Annotated in this window: 16 protein-coding genes; 4 read left to right on the top strand and 12 right to left on the bottom strand. The window is 67.7% G+C overall.

The genetic code is table 11. From position 1 onward, the window contains the following. Window positions 1-27 precede the first annotated feature (27 nt). Window positions 28-2,298 (bottom strand): O-antigen ligase family protein, encoded by a 2,271-nt coding sequence (locus GEV01_RS16850; protein ID WP_152806483.1) that lies wholly within the window; start codon window positions 2,296-2,298, stop codon window positions 28-30. Window positions 2,299-2,463: 165 nt separating this feature from the next. Here GEV01_RS16850 and waaF point away from each other — a divergent pair, with 165 nt between their 5' ends. Both waaF and GEV01_RS16840 read left to right on the top strand, forming a co-directional pair. Then, complete coding sequence (waaF, locus tag GEV01_RS16845; RefSeq protein ID WP_152807076.1) at window positions 2,464-3,579, top strand: lipopolysaccharide heptosyltransferase II; 1,116 nt, start codon at window positions 2,464-2,466, stop codon at window positions 3,577-3,579. Then, window positions 3,572-5,095, top strand: coding sequence for a GGDEF domain-containing protein (locus GEV01_RS16840; protein ID WP_175023094.1), 1,524 nt, complete (start codon window positions 3,572-3,574; stop codon window positions 5,093-5,095). Before waaF ends, GEV01_RS16840 begins: the two co-directional genes overlap by 8 nt. Window positions 5,096-5,099: 4 nt before the next feature. Here the strand turns inward: GEV01_RS16840 and GEV01_RS16835 are convergent, their stop codons facing one another. The 4 genes from GEV01_RS16835 to GEV01_RS16820 all read right to left on the bottom strand — a co-directional run bounded on the left by GEV01_RS16835 (window position 5,100) and on the right by GEV01_RS16820 (window position 8,294). After that, the gene (locus GEV01_RS16835) at window positions 5,100-5,825 is read right to left on the bottom strand and encodes an alpha/beta hydrolase (RefSeq protein ID WP_152806479.1); all 726 of its coding nucleotides are present in this window, start codon (window positions 5,823-5,825) and stop codon (window positions 5,100-5,102) included. Window positions 5,826-5,845: 20 nt separating this feature from the next. Then, window positions 5,846-6,499 carry a hypothetical protein gene (locus GEV01_RS16830; protein ID WP_152806477.1) on the bottom strand — a complete coding sequence of 218 codons (654 nt, stop codon included), beginning with the start codon at window positions 6,497-6,499 and terminating at the stop codon, window positions 5,846-5,848. 103 nt (window positions 6,500-6,602) lie between these two features. Next, window positions 6,603-7,496 carry a dihydrodipicolinate synthase family protein gene (locus GEV01_RS16825; RefSeq protein WP_152806475.1) on the bottom strand — a complete coding sequence of 298 codons (894 nt, stop codon included), beginning with the start codon at window positions 7,494-7,496 and terminating at the stop codon, window positions 6,603-6,605. An 18-nt stretch (window positions 7,497-7,514) separates the two neighbouring features. Further along, window positions 7,515-8,294, bottom strand: coding sequence for an aldolase (locus tag GEV01_RS16820; protein ID WP_152806473.1), 780 nt, complete (start codon window positions 8,292-8,294; stop codon window positions 7,515-7,517). 96 nt (window positions 8,295-8,390) lie between these two features. On the opposite strand from GEV01_RS16820, the gene GEV01_RS16815 reads away from it, so the two are divergent. Then, window positions 8,391-8,930, top strand: coding sequence for a helix-turn-helix domain-containing protein (locus GEV01_RS16815; protein ID WP_152806471.1), 540 nt, complete (start codon window positions 8,391-8,393; stop codon window positions 8,928-8,930). Window positions 8,931-9,037: 107 nt separating this feature from the next. After that, a complete protein-coding gene (locus tag GEV01_RS16810) occupies window positions 9,038-9,541 on the top strand; it encodes a hypothetical protein (protein ID WP_152806469.1) in 504 nt (167 codons plus the stop codon). Here GEV01_RS16810 and GEV01_RS16805 read toward each other — a convergent pair. From GEV01_RS16805 to GEV01_RS16775, 7 genes are all read right to left on the bottom strand, one after another. After that, on the bottom strand, window positions 9,519-10,697 hold the full coding sequence (locus tag GEV01_RS16805) for a GGDEF domain-containing protein (RefSeq protein WP_175023092.1): 1,179 nt from the start codon (window positions 10,695-10,697) through the stop codon (window positions 9,519-9,521). The two genes, GEV01_RS16810 and GEV01_RS16805, sit on opposite strands and share 23 nt — an antisense overlap. Window positions 10,698-10,754: 57 nt before the next feature. Next, complete coding sequence (locus tag GEV01_RS16800) at window positions 10,755-11,519, bottom strand: substrate-binding periplasmic protein (protein ID WP_152806464.1); 765 nt, start codon at window positions 11,517-11,519, stop codon at window positions 10,755-10,757. Window positions 11,520-11,535: 16 nt separating this feature from the next. Continuing rightward, window positions 11,536-13,002, bottom strand: a complete 1,467-nt coding sequence (gene rng / locus GEV01_RS16795) for a ribonuclease G (RefSeq protein WP_152806462.1) — start codon at window positions 13,000-13,002, stop codon at window positions 11,536-11,538. A gap of 77 nt (window positions 13,003-13,079) precedes the next feature. After that, window positions 13,080-13,700, bottom strand: a complete 621-nt coding sequence (locus GEV01_RS16790; protein WP_152806460.1) for a Maf family protein — start codon at window positions 13,698-13,700, stop codon at window positions 13,080-13,082. An 11-nt stretch (window positions 13,701-13,711) separates the two neighbouring features. Beyond that, the gene (gene rlmH / locus GEV01_RS16785) at window positions 13,712-14,182 is read right to left on the bottom strand and encodes a 23S rRNA (pseudouridine(1915)-N(3))-methyltransferase RlmH (RefSeq protein ID WP_008451768.1); all 471 of its coding nucleotides are present in this window, start codon (window positions 14,180-14,182) and stop codon (window positions 13,712-13,714) included. Window positions 14,183-14,188: 6 nt separating this feature from the next. Next, window positions 14,189-14,881: a ribosome silencing factor gene (gene rsfS / locus GEV01_RS16780; protein WP_008451767.1), complete on the bottom strand. Its 693-nt coding sequence runs from the start codon at window positions 14,879-14,881 to the stop codon at window positions 14,189-14,191. Then, complete coding sequence (locus tag GEV01_RS16775; protein WP_152806458.1) at window positions 14,882-15,541, bottom strand: nicotinate-nucleotide adenylyltransferase; 660 nt, start codon at window positions 15,539-15,541, stop codon at window positions 14,882-14,884. Window positions 15,542-15,546 lie beyond the last annotated feature (5 nt).

Genomic DNA, 15,546 nt, shown 5'->3' with positions numbered 1-15,546 from the left:
TGGCGCAGGCCCGGCCTGCGCCGTGTTTCAGGCAGGTACAGTCTCGACCAGCGCTTCCGCGCGCCATTCCATCACCACTGCCAATACCTGCTCCGGCGTGATCGCCAGCATGCAGGTGCACAGCGCCGGATCGGCGCACTGGCCGCAGGCCGGCGACGTCACCAGGCTGCGCGCGCGCGGACCCAGCGCGCCCCAGCGCACCGGATCGATAGGCTTGAGCGGCGGGAACAGCCCGGCCGCCGGCCGTCCCAGCGCCGAGGCCAGGTGCAGCGGCCCGGTGCCGCTGGCGATCAGGCCGCCGCAGCCGCCGATCAGCGCGGTGAAGCCATCCAGGTCCAGCTTGCCGCACAGGTTTTCCACATTCGGCAAGGCCAGCAGCGCCGGCGCCTGCTGCGCCAGCAGCTCGCCCTCGGCGGCGCTGCCCGTCACCAGCACGCGCACGCCGTCCACCTTGCCCAGCAGCGCGGCCAGCGCCGTGTAGTGCTGCAGCGGCCACTCGCGGCCGTTGCCGTTGGACTTGGGATGCAGGATCACGCTGAAGCCGGGCTGGGCCAGCACGGCGTCGGCGGCCGGGTGGCGCGGCGTGTTCAGGCCGTACATGGTCTTCAACTGTTCCAGCGGCGGCACGTGGTCTATGCCCAGCGGCAGCAGCAGCTTGAAGTTCAGCTGCGCCTCGTGCAGCGGCGAATCGGCGCGGCTGAAGGTGGCCAGGCGGTTGCAGTGGTACCAGTGGTGGATGCGGTGGCTGCTGCCGATGCGGCGGTTGATGCCGGCGCGGCGCGCGGCCGCCGCCAGCGTGCGCATCGGGAAGGTGAAGATCATGGTGTCGCAGCCGCTGCGCGCCAGGCCGTGGGCCCAGTCGTCGCCCAGTTCTTCCAGCGTCAGCACCTGGTCGACGTGGCGGCACTGCGCCACCACGGCGGCGGCGTAGCGGCGGCACAGGAACACCACCTCGGCCTGCGGATAGCGCTGCTTCAGGTAGCCGGCCAGCGGCAGCGTCAGCACGACGTCGCCGATATTGTCGGTGCGGGCGATCAGGATGCGGCGCGGCACCGGCGCCGGATACTGGGCCGCCAGGCACAGGCCGACCAGGCTGCACACCATCATCACGTAGAACACCTTGGGCATCATCAGCCAGAACATGACGTCGGTCAGGCCGAAGCCGAAGAAGGCCACCACCACGATCACGCCGGCCAGGGCCAGCGCGCGCTGGCCCTGGTCGGGACGGCGCAGCTGGCCGGAGAAGAAGCGCAGCGGCGCGATGTACATGGCCAGCAGCAGGCCGAAGTCCAGCAGGCCGCCGGTGGCCAGGCAGTGCAGCATGTCGTTGTGGCTGCTGCTGTAGATCAGCGCCGGCGATTGCTGCAGGCGGCCCTGGGCCGCCAGCGCGTGCAGCGCGACGTCGAACTGTTCGCGGCCCACGCCCAGCCATGGGTGTTCGGCGAACATCATCAGCGAGGCCTTCCACAGCTCCAGGCGGATGCCGACCGAGGTGGTGGCGTCGCCCAGCGTCAGATAGCTATGGATTTCAGCGAAAGCCTGTTCGATCCGCACCGCCACGCCGGTGGCCGGCACGGCGAAGGCCAGCACCACCACCGCCAGCAGCAGCACGCCCACCAGCAGCAGGCGGCGGCCGTAGATCTGCACGCCGTAGCGGGCCACCGGGATCAGCACCAGCGGCAGCGCCAGCCAGCCGCCGCGCGAGGCCGACAGCATCGAGGCCAGCAGGCCGCACACCAGGCCCAGGCCGGGCAGCCAGCTCATGCGCGTGTGGCGCAGGTCGGCCAGGCCGCACAGCGACATCAGGCCGCAGGCCAGCGCCAGGTCGCCGAAGGTGATTTCGTGGTGGGTGAAGCCGATCGCCCGCTCCATGCCGCCGAACGTGACCTGGTACAGCGCCACCACCGCCGACAGCACGGCGGCAAAGGACAGGCCCAGCCAGAAGTGGCGGGCGCGCGGACGCAGGTAGTAGACCACGCCGATGCAGCTGAGGCCGAACAGCAGGCGCGACGGGCCGTCCAGGGTGTGCAGGCTCTGGCGGTCCAGCAGCAGGCGCAGCAGCGACACCAGGAAGTAGCCGCCGAAGGCCAGCACCACGCCGCCGATGTCGCCCCAGTGGCGCCGGTACAGCGCCAGCAGCGGGCGGCCGCGGCGTATCAGCAGCAGCAAGATCATCAATTGCACCAGCCCGAGGCCGACCTTGCTCGACAGCGCCAGCGCCGGCAGCAGGAAGATCATCGTGGAGGAGAGCGGACCGCCATATTCAATTTGCGGCGTCGAGGGGCTGGCTGGAGTCATGGTCACGCGAGAGGGGCCTGGGGCCGGAGCAAAAGCCCCGATTATAGCAGCACGCCATAGCGCCAAGGCCGCGGTATTTCGGGCCGCCCGGCAGGGCGCCGCCGCTTGTCGCTGGGCCCGCGATGGGCGATAATCGGTCCGGCATGGGCCACCGGCCCGACGATGATGAAAGAATCCGTGTTGCCAGAAAAAAACGTCACCGCCGGGACCGCAGAGCGCATCCTGGTCATTTCCCCCAACTGGATCGGCGACGCCGTCATGGCGCAGCCCCTGCTGCAGCTGTTGCGCGCGGCCCATCCGGGGCGGCCGATCGACGTGCTGGCGCCGCCGGCGGTGTCGCCGGTGTGGCGGCAGATGGCCGAAGTCGACGAAGTGCTGGAAACCCCGTTCCGCCACGGCGCGCTGCAATTGCGCGAACGCTGGAAATACGCGCGCCTGCTGCGCCGGCGTGGTTACGCCGAAGCCTACGTGCTGCCCAACACCATCAAGTACGCCTTGATCCCCTGGCTGGCCGGCATCCGCCGCCGCGTCGGCTACAAGGGCGAAAGCCGGCACGGCCTGATCAACGTCATGCACCGCGACGAAACGCCGCCGCGGCCGATGGTGGCGTTCTACGCCGCGCTGGCGACGCCGCCGCAGGCCGTGCAGTCGGCGCCCGAGCGCGCCGCGCTGCCGCGCCCGCGCATGGCGGCTGGCGTGCAGCAGATCGCCGCCGTCTGCGCCCGCCTGGGCCTGGATCCGGCGCGGCCCATCGTCGCCTTCGCCCCCGGCGCCGAGTTCGGCGGCGCCAAGCGCTGGCCGGCCGCGCATTTCGCCGGCCTGGCGCGCGCCGTGCTCGAACGCGAGGGCGCGACGCAGATCGTGCTGCTCGGCTCACCCAAGGACAAGGACGCCTGCGCCGACGTCGCGCAAGGCGTGCCGGGCGATGCCGCCTTCAACCTGGCCGGCGCCACCAGCCTGGCCGACGCCGTCGCGCTGATCGCCGCCAGCGCCGCCGTGGTCGCCAACGATTCCGGCCTGCTGCACATTGCCTCGGCGCTGAACCGGCCGGTGGTGGCGCTGTACGGCCCCACCGATCCCGACCACGCGCCGCCGTTTGCCGACCTGGCCGCGTCGATCTCGCTGCGCCTCGATTGCTCGCCGTGCCGGCAACGCGAGTGCCCGCTGGGCCACCAGGACTGCATGGTCAAGCTGACGCCGGAACTGGTGTGGCGCAGCCTGCAGCCCATGCTGGCCGCGACGCCGGGCCATGCGCGGGGCCATGCTCAGGGCCATGTTTAAGCGCTACACCATCACCTTCTGGGCGACGCTGTTCGTCGGCGTGGTCTGCCTGTCGCTGATCGCGGTCGACGTCTGGCGCAGCCTGATCGCGCGCGACGCCCAGGTGCAGGAAATCCAGCGCCTCACGTCCAACGTCGCGCGCGCGATGGCGCAGCACGCCGACGACACCATCAAGGCGGCCGACACCTCGCTGGCCGACATCGTCGAGCGCATCGAGACCGATGGCCTGGGCGCCCCCGCGCTGGCGCGCGTGCACCGGCAGATGCAGGCCCAGGTGGCCAACCTGGCGCAGCTGGCCGGCCTGTTCGTGTACGACGAGGGCGGCCAGTGGCTGGTCAACTCGCGCGCGGTGCTGGGGCCGTCGCTCAACAACGCCGACCGCGAATACTTCGTCTACCACCGCACCCACGACGGGCGCGGGCCGCACGTCGGCGAGCCGGTGATCAGCCGCACCAGCGGCAAGTGGATCATCCCGGTGTCGCGCCGCCTGAACAAGGCCGACGGCAGCTTCGGCGGCGTGGTGCTGGCCACGCTGGACATCGATTACTTCAGCCGCTTCTACCAGAGCTTCGACATCGGCGCGCGCGGCGCGGTGGCGCTGATCTCCAACCAGGGCGTGCTGATGGTGCGCCGGCCGTTCGACGACAACCGCGTCGGCACCAGCCTGCGCGACAATCCGCTGTTCCAGGCCTACAGCGCGCGGCACGGCAGCGGCAGCGGCATGTTCGTCTCGCCCTACGACGACGAGCTGCGCTTCAATTCCTACCGCGCGCTGGAGCACTATCCGCTGTTCGTGACGGCCGCGCTGTCGCAGGAGGAAATGCTGGAGCACTGGCGGCGCGACAGCTTCACGCGCTCGATCGGCGTGATCGTGCTGGCCGCGCTGCTGGGCTTTTTCGGCAAGCGGCTGGTGGGGCAGATCAATCTGCGGGTGCAGGCCGAGGCCGAGCTGCGCCAGGCGCGCGACCAGCTGGAGGGCGCCAACCGCACGCTGGAACGGCTGGCCATGCAGGACGGCCTGACCGGGCTGGCCAACCGCCGCCAGCTCGACGTCACGCTGGGCAATGAGTTCAGCCGCGCCGTGCGCCATGCCGACACGCTGTCCTTCGTGATGATCGACGTCGACTACTTCAAGCAGTACAACGACCTGTACGGCCACGGCGCGGGCGACGATTGCCTGCGCACCGTCAGCAAGCTGATACGCGTGCTGACGCCCAAGCGCGCCGGCGACGTGGTGGCGCGCTACGGCGGCGAGGAGATCGGCATCCTGATGCCGAACACCGAACTGGCGGGGGCGCTGGCGGTGGCCGAGCGCATCCGCCAGGCGATCGAGCAGCTGCAGACCGCGCACCGCGGCAGCCCGTTCGGCGTGCTGACCATCAGCGCCGGCGTGGCGGCCATCACGCCGCGCCGCGGCGAGCACGCGGCCGGCATGCTGGTGGAAGCGGCCGACAAGGCCCTGTACGCCGCCAAGGCGGGCGGCCGCAACCAGGTGGTCGCCGCCGACGGCGTTTAGTCCGCTAGCGCGCCGCCAGCTGGCGCAAGGCCGCGTGGGCGATGGCCGGTTCGACCAGGTGGGCGCCGTTGAATTCCGCGTAGCGCACATCGTAGCCTTCGCCGGCCAGCTTCAGCGCGATGGCCTTGCCCCGTTCCACCGACAGCACCGGGTCTTGCGTGCCATGGGCGATGAACACGCGCGGCATGCCGCTGCGCCGCAGCGGCGCAATAAAGCCCGGCGAGAACGCCAGGATGTCGCCGAACAGCTCGCCGTTCATCAAGCCCACCGACAGCGCATACGAGGCGCCGTCGGAAAAGCCGCCGATGGTGACGGCGCCGGCGTCGACCGGGTAGCGCTGCATGGCCCACGCCAGCAGGCGGTCGATGAAGGCCAGGTCGGCGCCGTAGCCGCCGCGCAGCACGTCCCAGCTGGTCGATTGCGCTTCCGGCAGCAACAGCAGCGTGCCATGGCGGGTCGCATGCGCGAGCGCGATGGCGTCGCCGCCGCCGTGCTGGCCGCCGGCGCCGTGCAGCAGCACCAGCAGCGGCAGCGGCGCGGCGCCGTCATGCGGCGGCACGTACAGGCGCGCATGGCGGTGATTGGGGAAGGCCAGCATGTGGGAGCCGGCCGCCAGCGGCAGGGGGCGCGGCAGCACCGCCGGCCGCTGCCGCCAAAGCGCCGGCCGCGCATGCAGCCGGCCGTCGGCATAAGGCGACGGTGGCGCCGGCGGTGCGGGAGCGGCTGGCATCGTGGCTCCCGGTTGCGCGCCTACTTGCGCACGAAGGCGGTCAACTCCCAGCTGTCGCGGTTGAAGATGCGGCCGTTCCAGTCGGTGTCCCGGTAGTCGAGTTTGACGAAGTTGTTCACCGCCGGCGCGAACCACAGCGTCTCGGTCAGCTGGCCGCTGCCGCCGGGGCTGTTGGGCTCCTCGCCGTTGTACAGCGCCTGCACCTCCACCTTCAGCGCCTCGAACTCGCCGGCCGCCACCGTGATCTTTTCCCAGTTCAGCACCTTGCCCTTGATGCGGTAGCGCCAGTGCTTGCCGGACTTGGGATTGTCGCCGGTGGCGTCGGTGGTCCATTCCTTGCCGGGCGCCAGCGGGAAGGCGTAGCGCGCGAACGACGGCGCGAAGTGCATGGCGCCGCGGTCGATGGGATTCATCTCGGCGCTGAACAGCTGCCTGGTCAGCAGCGCACCGCTGGCCGCGCGCTTGATATCGACATGCACGCCGGCGGCGTCGACCCCGGTCACTTCCATGCGGTTGAGGTTGCCCTTGGCGCCTTTCCACACATCGGTGTATTGGTAGGTCCACGAATCGCCGACGGCGGGCGAGGGCGCCGCCACCGGGCTGTGGTCGTCCGCCAGCGTGCACGGCGCCGCCAATATCAGTCCGAGTACCGCCAGGTAATGCCGTGCAGCCATGTCGCCTCCGTATGCGTTGAATATTATCATTATGCTATCACGATACAAGGGGCGCGCGGCCGGAATCCGCCGCCCTGTGGCGTCGGCAAGACAGCGGCGGCGTTCAGCGCATGCCGGCGTCCAGCGTGGCCAGGATGCCGGCCAGGACGCCGGTGTCGGCCGCCGTCAGCGGCTGCAGCGGCGCGCGCGGCACGCCGGCGTCGAAGCCGCGCAGGCGCAGGCCGGCCTTGATGGTGGTCGGCAAGCCGCCCTTGACGATGAACTGCAGCAGCGGCAGCTGGCGGTAGAACAGCGCGCGCGCCGTCGCCAGGTCGCCGGCCGCCACCGCCTCGTACAGCGCCAGCGGCAGCTGCGCCTGCAGGTTGGGCGCGGCGGTGCACCAGCCGCTGGCGCCGGCCGCCAACGCCGCCAACGCCAGCGGATTGCTGCCGTTGAAGAAAGGCACGCTGCCCTCGGTCAATTGCACCAGGCGGTGCATGCGCTGGATGTCGCCGGTGCTTTCCTTCACCATCGTCACCGCCGGCACCTCGCGGCATATGCGGGCGATCAATTCCGGCGCCAGGTCGATGCCGCTGGTGGCGGGATTGTTGTACAACATGATGGGGATATCGACCGCGTCGCCGATGGTGGCGTAGTGCCTGACGATTTCATCCGGCGTCAGCTTCCAGTACGACACCGGCAGCACCATCAGCGCGTCGGCGCCGGCTTGGCTGGCGTAGCGTGCGCGCCGCACCGCGCCGCGCGTGGTCAGGTCGGAAATGCCGACCACGGTGGGCAGGCGCCGGTTCACCGCCTGCAGCGAGGCTTGCGCCACCGCGTCCCATTCCTTGTCGTCGAGGTAGGCGCTTTCGCCGGTGCTGCCCAGCGGCGCGATGCCGTGCACGCCTTGCCGGACCAGGTCGTCGATCAGACGCGCCAGCGTGGGCAGGTCGACGCGGTCGTCCTGGGTGAACGGCGTGACGGGATAAGCGATGATGCCTTTGAATGCAGTGGTCATGGAGAGCTCCGGTAAGGGTTAGATCAGACAGTCTTGATGGCTGCGCAATGCGCGGCGGGCGTAGTAGGCGAACGTCACCTGGTCGCGCCTGGCGGTGGAAATCCAGTCGTGCGCCTCGGCCGCCAGCCGGGGCGGCAGCGGCTGGATGGCGCCGGCGGCCATGGCCAGCAGCTGCAGCCGCGCGGCGCGCTCGATCAGGATGGCCAGCATGCAGGCTTCCTCGATGGTCGCGCCGACCACCAGCTGGCCGTGGTGGGCCAGCAGGATGGCGCGCTTGGCGCCCAGCGCGCCGGCGATGATTTCACCTTCCTCGTTGCCGACCGGGACGCCCGGCCAGTGCGCCAGGAAGGCGCAGTCGTCGAACAGCGGGCAGGTGTCCATGTGCGAGATCTGCAGCGGCGTTTCCAGCATCGACAACGCGGCCACGTGCAGCGGGTGGGTGTGGATGATGCAGTTCACGTCGGGACGCTGGCGGTAGATCCAGGTGTGGAAGCGGTTGGCCGGATTGGGGATGCCCTGGCCGTTCACCACCTGCAGGTCCTGGTCGACTTCGATCAGGCTGGCGGCGCTGATCTCGTCGAAGCCATAGCCCAGCTGCTGGGTGTAGAAGCGGCCCGGCTCGCCGGTGCGGCAGGTGATCTGTCCGGCCAGGCCGGAATCGTGGCCGCCGTCGTACAGGATGCGGCAAGTCAGCGCCAGTTTCTGGCGGTCGCTCCATTCGCCGGGCCGGACCTCGCGCTCCAGCCGCTGCTGCGCCAGCGTAATCAAATCCGCCTTGGACATGTCCAGTGTGTTCATCGTGTGGCCTCCTTGGGTGAGTGAATGACACAAAGTGAATTATAGGATACAAAGTGTCATGCGGTACAATTATTTTTATCCATGAACCGAGCGCCTATGACTATTCGCCTGAAACTACTGAGAAAACAAAAAGGATGGACGCTGGAGTTCCTGGCGGAGCAGACCGGGCTGACCAAGAGTTATCTGTCGAAGATAGAGCGCGGCATCAGCGTGCCGTCGATCGCGGTGGCCTTGAAGCTGGCCAAGGCCTTGCAGGTGAGCGTGGAGGAGCTGGTGTCCGACCGCCGCAACCAGGAATTGGTCAGCATCACCCGCGCCGCCGAACGGGCGTCGATGGATGGCGGCGGGCGGGCGGTGGAAAGCATCGCGGCCAATCTGGCGCCGAAGCAGATGCTGCCCTTCATGTTGCGGCCGCCGCTGGATTTCGTGGCGTCGGCGTTCAAGGAGCACGAAGGGGAGGAACTGCTGTTCGTCCACCAGGGCCGGATTGAAATCGAATTCCCCGACCAGCTGGTGCAGCTGGAGGCCGGCGATTCGCTCTACTTCAACGCCGTCATCCCGCACCGCATCCGCAGCCTGGACGGCAGCGAGGCGCAGGTGCTGGTCGTGGTCAGCGATCGCGACAGCGCAGCCTGATCGCCGGCCTGATCGCCGATTGGCCGCTGGGGTCAGTCTGCAACGGCACACCGCCGCGGCGGACGGTGCTAGCATGAGGCCATGGCTGCACTCAAGCTCAGGGACCTATGAACCTCACACGGATTTTCTCCAGCATGGCGCTGTTCGGCTCCCTGTTCGGCGCGCTGTCGTCGGCGCACGGCGATGACGCGGCGGCCAGGCTGCGCACCCTGAACGACGCCGAGCTGCGCGGCGTCTCGACGCCGATCCCGGCGCCGGTGGTGCGCCTGCCGCCGCGTTCGCTGCATCGCGGCCTGTTTCCCTTGCACGGCCTGTTCGGCGGCATGGGCGGCGCCGACGCCAAATCCGCCGAGATGGGCACGGCGCTGTTTCCGCTGCTGGGCGTATTGAGCGCCGATGTGACGGCGCGCGACGTGGTGTACGGGCCGAACGGCAGCGCGCCGCGCATGAACGCCGACGGCTCGATCAACCTGGCGCTGCCGGCATCGATAGGCGAGCTCGATCTGCAGAACATCCGCACCGGCGCCAGCGACAACGCCAACTTCGGCTCGGTTCAGATCCGCGGCATAGACCTGAGCCGCACCGTCATCACCGTCGCGCCGACGCGCTAGCTTGTTCCGCCTGCGGCTGGGCCAGGCGCACGGCGTTGCGGCCCTCGTGCTTGGCCGTGTACAGGGCGGCGTCGGCATCCGCCAGCAGGGCCTCCACGGTCGGCCCGCTGCCGTCGATGCAGGCGCAGCCGATGCTGGTGGTACAGGCCGGCAAGCCCGCCTCGACGATCTGCCGCTCGACGACATGGCGCACCCGTTCGGCGGCGACGGCGGCGCTCTGCAAATCATTGTCGGGCAACAGGACGACGAATTCCTCGCCGCCATAACGGCCCAGCGTATCGATGGAACGCAGCGCGGATTTGACGCTGTCGGCAAACCGCGCCAGCACCTGGTCGCCGACCGCGTGGCCGTGGCGGTCGTTGATGCGCTTGAAGTGGTCGATGTCGAGCAGCAGTATCGAAAACACCCGGCCGGTGCGCCGCCAGCGCTGCACTTCGCCGTCGAGCGACTGCATGATGGCCCGCCGCGACGCCGCGCCCGTCAGCGGATCGACGTTGGCCATGCGTTCGAATTCCGCGCGCACGCGTTCGCTCGCCAGCAGGACGAAGCCCAGGCAGGTGAGCATGCCGCCCACGCTGAACGAGCTCAGATACAGCATCTGGATCAAGGTCGGGCCGTAGCGGGTGGCGTCGGCGGCGTCGATGAAGGGCGCGCTGCCGGCGCGCAGCAGCAGGATCAGGCAGCGCAGCAGCAACAACGCCGCCAGCAGACGGCCGGCAAAGCTCAGGCCATGCCGCCAGTGCAGCGACGCGTGCATGCCGGTGTAGACCGTCATCGCCAGCGCAAACACCAGCACGCGCATCCGGTAGTCGGGCCAGACCAGCATGAAGCAGGCGATGACGCCCAGCACGGCCAGCGTGAAGGCCAGCCAGCGGCGGCCGTTCAGCGGCTGTTCATAGAACGCCGCCGTGCCGAACAGGTTCATCGCGGCGCTGGCGTAGGCCAGCGCATTGCCCAGCATGGCCGCCAGCGCGGCGGGCAGCACGCCGTCGAGGCCGTAGGCCAGCGAGGAGCAGCCGCCGACGATGGGCGACAGCGCCCACAACAGAGTCCCCTTGATGCGGCGCGGATAGTAATGGCGCATCCCCAGCAGCACGAAAGCCATAAGCAATGCCATCATGCCGGTGATGGAGTTGATGGTGCGGAGGTCGAGCATGACGCTGCCGGGGTTGTTGTGATAGCCGAGCATTATACGCAATTGACAACACTGGCCTCAGCGGGATGCTGCGCCCAGGCGCGGGGCTTCCTTCTCGTAGCCGTAGCGGGTATAGATGTGCTGGATGGTGCCGTCGCGGTACATGCCGTGCAGGACGTCGTTCAGGCGCGCGGCCTCGGTCGCATCCATGCTCTTGTTGCAGCTCAGGTACATATCGGCCTGGATGAAGGTCAGCACCGGTTCGACGTCCATGATGCCCATTTCGCGCAGCATGGACAGGCCAGGCAGCCGGCCTATCGACCATAACTGGATACGCCCCATCTGCAGCTTGGCGGGGTTCAGGCGCTCCGAGGAGGTGAGGGTGAATTGCAGCTGGTGTTCGCGCAAGACGGAGATCGAGGCGTCGTCGATGGAGGTGCCGATCTTGTAAGGTTTGGCGTCGTCCAGGTTGCGCAGGACGATGTGATCGCTGCGGCGGGCAAACAGGACCCAGTCATTGCGGTTGATCGGGCCGATCCACTGGAACTTTGCTTCGCGCTCCGGCGTGCGTGCCGTGATGTACAGGCAGGAGTTGGGGGTGATGGCGGTCTGCCTCAGCGCGCGAGCCCACGGCAGCAGGAATGGTCCGGCAGTCGCCACGCCAGCGCGCCGCATCAGTTCGGCGACGATGTCGACCGACAGCCCCGTCACCTTGCCGCTGGCTTTGTCGGCCCAATTAAAGGGCGGGTAATCCTCGGTGTACAGGGCAATCGGTTCCGCCGCGCAGGCCGATGCCTGCAGCAGGGTGGCGGCAAGCGCCATGGCTGAACGGACGCGGAACATCGTGGCTCCCCATACCTCACATCAAAATGACGTCGTACTGCTCCTGGTGATACGCGGTTTCCACTTGCAGCGAGATCTTCTTGCCGATGAAGTCGCCCAGCATCGCCAGATGCTGCGACTCTTCTTCCAGGAACATGTCCACCACTTCTTGCGAAGCGAGGATGCGGAACTCGCGCGGGTTGAACTGCTTGGCTTCGCGCAGCAGTTCGCGCAGGATTTCGTAGCAGATGGTGCGCGAGGTCTTGACCTGGCCCTTGCCGGCGCAGGCCGGGCAGGGTTCGCACAAAATGTGCGCCAGCGATTCGCGGGTGCGCTTGCGCGTCATCTCCACCAGCCCCAGCGCCGAGAAGCCCGACACCGACACCTTGGTGCGGTCGCGCGACAAGGTCTTCTTCAACTCCTGCAGCACGGCGTTGCGGTGCTCGGTGTTTTCCATGTCGATGAAGTCGAGGATGATGATGCCGCCCAGGTTGCGCAGCCGCAGCTGGCGGGCGATGGCGTGCGCCGCCTCCAGGTTGGTCTTGAAGATGGTGTCGGCGAAGTTGCGCCCGCCGACGAAGCCGCCGGTGTTGACGTCGATGGTGGTCATCGCCTCGGTCTGGTCGACGATCAGATAGCCGCCGGATTTGAGGTCCACGCGGCGGCCCAGCGCGCGCAGGATTTCCTCTTCCACGCCGTACAGGTCGAACAGCGGCCGCTCGCCCGTGTAGTGCTGCAGGCGCGGCAGCACGCCCGGCGTGTAGGCCAGGCCGAATTCCTGCAAGTTCACATAGTTCTCGCGCGAGTCGACCTGGATGGTGGCGGTGTCGTCGTGCACGAAGTCGCGCAGCACGCGCTGGGCCAGGCTCAAGTCCTGGTGCAGCAGCGTGGTGGCCGGCTTGGTCTTGGCGCCGTGCAGGATCGCGCCCCAGGTCTTGCGCAGGTACTCGACATCGGCGGCGATGTCGGAATCGGAGGCATCCTCGGCCTGCGTGCGCACGATGTAGCCGCCTTTTTCCTCGGCCGGCAGCAGGCTTTGCAGCCGCACGCGCAGCGCCTCGCGTTCCGATTCCTTTTCGATCTTCTGCGAGATGCCGATGTGGGTGTCCTGCGGCAGGTAGACCAGCATGCGGCCGGCGATCGAGATCTGCGTCGACAGGCGCGCGCCCTTGGTGCCGATCGGATCCTTGATCACCTGCACCGTCAGCACCTGGCCGTCGAACAGGATTTTCTCGATCGGCGTCGGCGCCGCGTTCTGGCCGCCGTCGTGCGGACGGGCTTCCCAGATGTCGGCCACGTGCAGGAAGGCCGCGCGTTCGAGGCCGATGTCGATGAAAGCGGACTGCATGCCCGGCAGCACCCGCACCACCTTGCCCGAATAGACGTTGCCGGCCAGGCCGCGCGTGAGCGTGCGTTCGATGTGCAGCTCCTGCACGGCGCCCTGCAGGATGAGGGCGACCCGGGTTTCTTGCGGGGTGATGTTGATGAGGATGTCTTCGTTCATTTGTCTCAGGGGCCGCTGGTTTTTGAAAACTGCGGCTTCTGTAATCGCTGTGGCTGAACGACGATCATACACGCCGCTCAGGGTAGCGGCAAACCCGCCTGCCGCAGCAGCTGTGCGGTCTCGTACAGCGGCAGGCCCATGATGCCCGAATGGCTGCCGGTGATGTGTTCGATAAACTGCGCGGCCGGACCCTGGATGCCGTAACCGCCGGCCTTGTCGTAGGGTTCCGAGGTGGCGCAGTAGGCGGCGATGGCGGCCGGCGACAGCACGCCGAAGCGCACGTCCGACACTTGCGTGATCTGGCCGGCGAAGTCGGGCGAGTGCACGGCGATCGCGGTCAGCACCTGGTGGGTGCGGCCGGACAGCTGTTGCAGCATGGCGATGGCTTCGTTGGGTGTGGCCGGCTTGCCGAGGATGGCGCCGTCGATGGTGACGGTGGTGTCGGCCGCCAGCACGGCGCGCGGCGCCATGCGGCGCTTGACCACCAGGTCGGCCGCAAAGGCGGCTTTTTCACGGGCCACGCGGGACACGTAGTCCAGCGGCGCTTCGCCCGGCAGCACCTCTTCGGTGACATCGGGGCCGCGCGGGCCGTCGCTGCGCAGCAGCAGCAGTTCGAAATCGATGCCCACCTGGCGCAGCAGTTCGCGCCGGCGCGGGCTTTTTGAAGCGAGGTAGATCTTTTTGTCGACCGGTTTCATATGATTTTGTTTTAAACGCGGTGATACGGGTGGTTTTGCGTGATGGACCACGCACGGTACAGCTGTTCAGCCAGCATTACCCGCACCATACCATGCGGCAGCGTCATGCTGGAAATACGTATCAAACCTTCGGCTCGGGCCTTCAGCTCGGGATCGAGGCCGTCGGCGCCGCCGATCAGGAAGGCCGTGTCGCGGCCATCCTGCTGCCAGGCTTCGAGCTGCTGCGACAGACCGACCGAAGTCAGATCCTTGCCGCGCTCGTCGAGTGCGATGATGCGGACGGATTTGGGCAGCGCCGCCTCGATGCGCTCGCGTTCGAGCGCCATCGCGGTGGCGGCGGTCTTGCTGCCCGAACGGTCGACCGGCTTGATTTCCTTCAGCACGATCTTCAGTTCAGGCGGCATGCGCTTCGCGTATTCGGCGAAACCCGTTTCTATCCAGGCCGGCATTTTATGGCCGACCGCAGCGATGATCAGCTGCATCCTCGATTACTCTTCGACTTTTTTGATACGCTTGATGACGGTCTTGACCGGCGCTTCGTCGGCCTTAGGCTTGGCGACCTTGCGCTTAGGCGGCAGGGCCTTCAGTGCATCGGCTGCGGCAACGGCGGACTTGGTCTTGCCGACCTTGATGGTTTTACCGGCTGGCACAGCGGCCTTCTTGGCGGCTGGCTTTTTGGCTGCGGTGGCGGCGGCCGGCTTGGCGGCAGCGGCTTTGCGCGCCGGGGCTTTCTTCTCGATGACCGGGGATGCGTCGACGGCTTTTTTGCCGGCGGCCAGGTGGCTGCTGACTTTCTTCGGCGCGTCGGCTTCTTCGCCTTCCTTGGTCGACTTGCGCTTGGCGGCGCCCAGCTTGACTGGCTTGTCGCCCCAGATTTCTTCCAGGCGGTAGTAGGCGCGGATCGGCGCCTGCATGATGTGGACGATCATGTCGCCCAGGTCGACCAGCACCCATTCACCGGTGTCCTCGCCTTCCATGCCGTAGACGTCGCCGCCGGCGGCCTTGACCTTGTCGCGCACCGAGGCGGCCAGCGCCTTGGTCTGGCGGTTGGAGGTACCGGACGCGATGGCGATCCGGTCGAACAGGCTGGTCAGGTGGGTGGTATCGAACAGGGCGATATCTTGGGCCTTGACGTCTTCGAGGGCGTCAACGACGAGGGATTGCAGTTTTTTGATGTCCATTTAGCTTTTGTATAGATTATGTTGTTCAATATAGTCTAGCACTAGCGGCGGGATAAGCGAGTTTGCGCTATCCCCCCGTTGTAATGCCGCACGTATTTCGGTGGCGGAGATATCCACCGCGAAGTCTTGTGCCAGATAAGTCAGACCGTGCGGCGTGTTGCGGATTTGTTCAGGCGTTCCCAAACGGCGGGAGAACGCCTCGGCCACTGCCGGCGGAAGGCCGGCGGCGGCCAGGTTAAAGCCAGGGCGGGCGGCTACGCAGATATGGGCGTAGTCGAACAGCGCCTGCCATTCATGCCAGGTATCGAGCCGTTGCAACTGGTCGGCGCCCATCAGGAAAGCGATGGAGGCCGACGGGCCCAGTTCGGCGCGCACCTGGCGCAGCGTGTCTATCGTGTAGGTGGCCAGACCCTGCGCGGCGCGTTCGATCTCCTGCAGATCGACCACGACGTCGTAGTCGGCGCCGGCAAACGCCAGTGCCGCCATCTCGGCGCGCTGCTGGGGCGTCGCCTTCAGGTTGGACTTCTGCCATGGCAGGCCGGCGGGGATCACGCGCAACTGGTCGACCTGCAGCAGGTGCGCAAAATGCGCGCCCAGTGCGACATGACCATGGTGCACCGGATCGTAGCTGCCTCCCAGCAGTGCGGTTCGGTATGCCATCAGCA

The organism is Rugamonas rivuli, from assembly GCF_009380165.1.
Lineage (GTDB): Bacteria > Pseudomonadota > Gammaproteobacteria > Burkholderiales > Burkholderiaceae_D > Rugamonas > Rugamonas rivuli.
This window is presented reverse-complemented; position numbering and strand designations above follow the sequence as displayed.

Excerpts from the sequence above, each read along its gene's own strand:
- GEV01_RS16805 (WP_175023092.1), bottom strand. The coding sequence starts at position 10,697 with ATGCTCGACCTCCGCACCATCAACTCCATCACCGGCATGATGGCATTG.
- rlmH (WP_008451768.1), bottom strand. The coding sequence starts at position 14,182 with ATGCAGCTGATCATCGCTGCGGTCGGCCATAAAATGCCGGCCTGGATA.
- GEV01_RS16820 (WP_152806473.1), bottom strand. The coding sequence starts at position 8,294 with ATGAACACACTGGACATGTCCAAGGCGGATTTGATTACGCTGGCGCAG.
- rng (WP_152806462.1), bottom strand. The coding sequence starts at position 13,002 with ATGAACGAAGACATCCTCATCAACATCACCCCGCAAGAAACCCGGGTC.
- GEV01_RS16835 (WP_152806479.1), bottom strand. The coding sequence starts at position 5,825 with ATGCCAGCCGCTCCCGCACCGCCGGCGCCACCGTCGCCTTATGCCGAC.
- GEV01_RS16790 (WP_152806460.1), bottom strand. The coding sequence starts at position 13,700 with ATGAAACCGGTCGACAAAAAGATCTACCTCGCTTCAAAAAGCCCGCGC.
- GEV01_RS16815 (WP_152806471.1), top strand. The coding sequence starts at position 8,391 with ATGACTATTCGCCTGAAACTACTGAGAAAACAAAAAGGATGGACGCTG.
- GEV01_RS16830 (WP_152806477.1), bottom strand. The coding sequence starts at position 6,499 with ATGGCTGCACGGCATTACCTGGCGGTACTCGGACTGATATTGGCGGCG.
- GEV01_RS16775 (WP_152806458.1), bottom strand. The coding sequence starts at position 15,541 with ATGGCATACCGAACCGCACTGCTGGGAGGCAGCTACGATCCGGTGCAC.
- GEV01_RS16840 (WP_175023094.1), top strand. The coding sequence starts at position 3,572 with ATGTTTAAGCGCTACACCATCACCTTCTGGGCGACGCTGTTCGTCGGC.
- rsfS (WP_008451767.1), bottom strand. The coding sequence starts at position 14,881 with ATGGACATCAAAAAACTGCAATCCCTCGTCGTTGACGCCCTCGAAGAC.
- GEV01_RS16825 (WP_152806475.1), bottom strand. The coding sequence starts at position 7,496 with ATGACCACTGCATTCAAAGGCATCATCGCTTATCCCGTCACGCCGTTC.
- waaF (WP_152807076.1), top strand. The coding sequence starts at position 2,464 with ATGAAAGAATCCGTGTTGCCAGAAAAAAACGTCACCGCCGGGACCGCA.
- GEV01_RS16850 (WP_152806483.1), bottom strand. The coding sequence starts at position 2,298 with ATGACTCCAGCCAGCCCCTCGACGCCGCAAATTGAATATGGCGGTCCG.
- GEV01_RS16810 (WP_152806469.1), top strand. The coding sequence starts at position 9,038 with ATGAACCTCACACGGATTTTCTCCAGCATGGCGCTGTTCGGCTCCCTG.
- GEV01_RS16800 (WP_152806464.1), bottom strand. The coding sequence starts at position 11,519 with ATGTTCCGCGTCCGTTCAGCCATGGCGCTTGCCGCCACCCTGCTGCAG.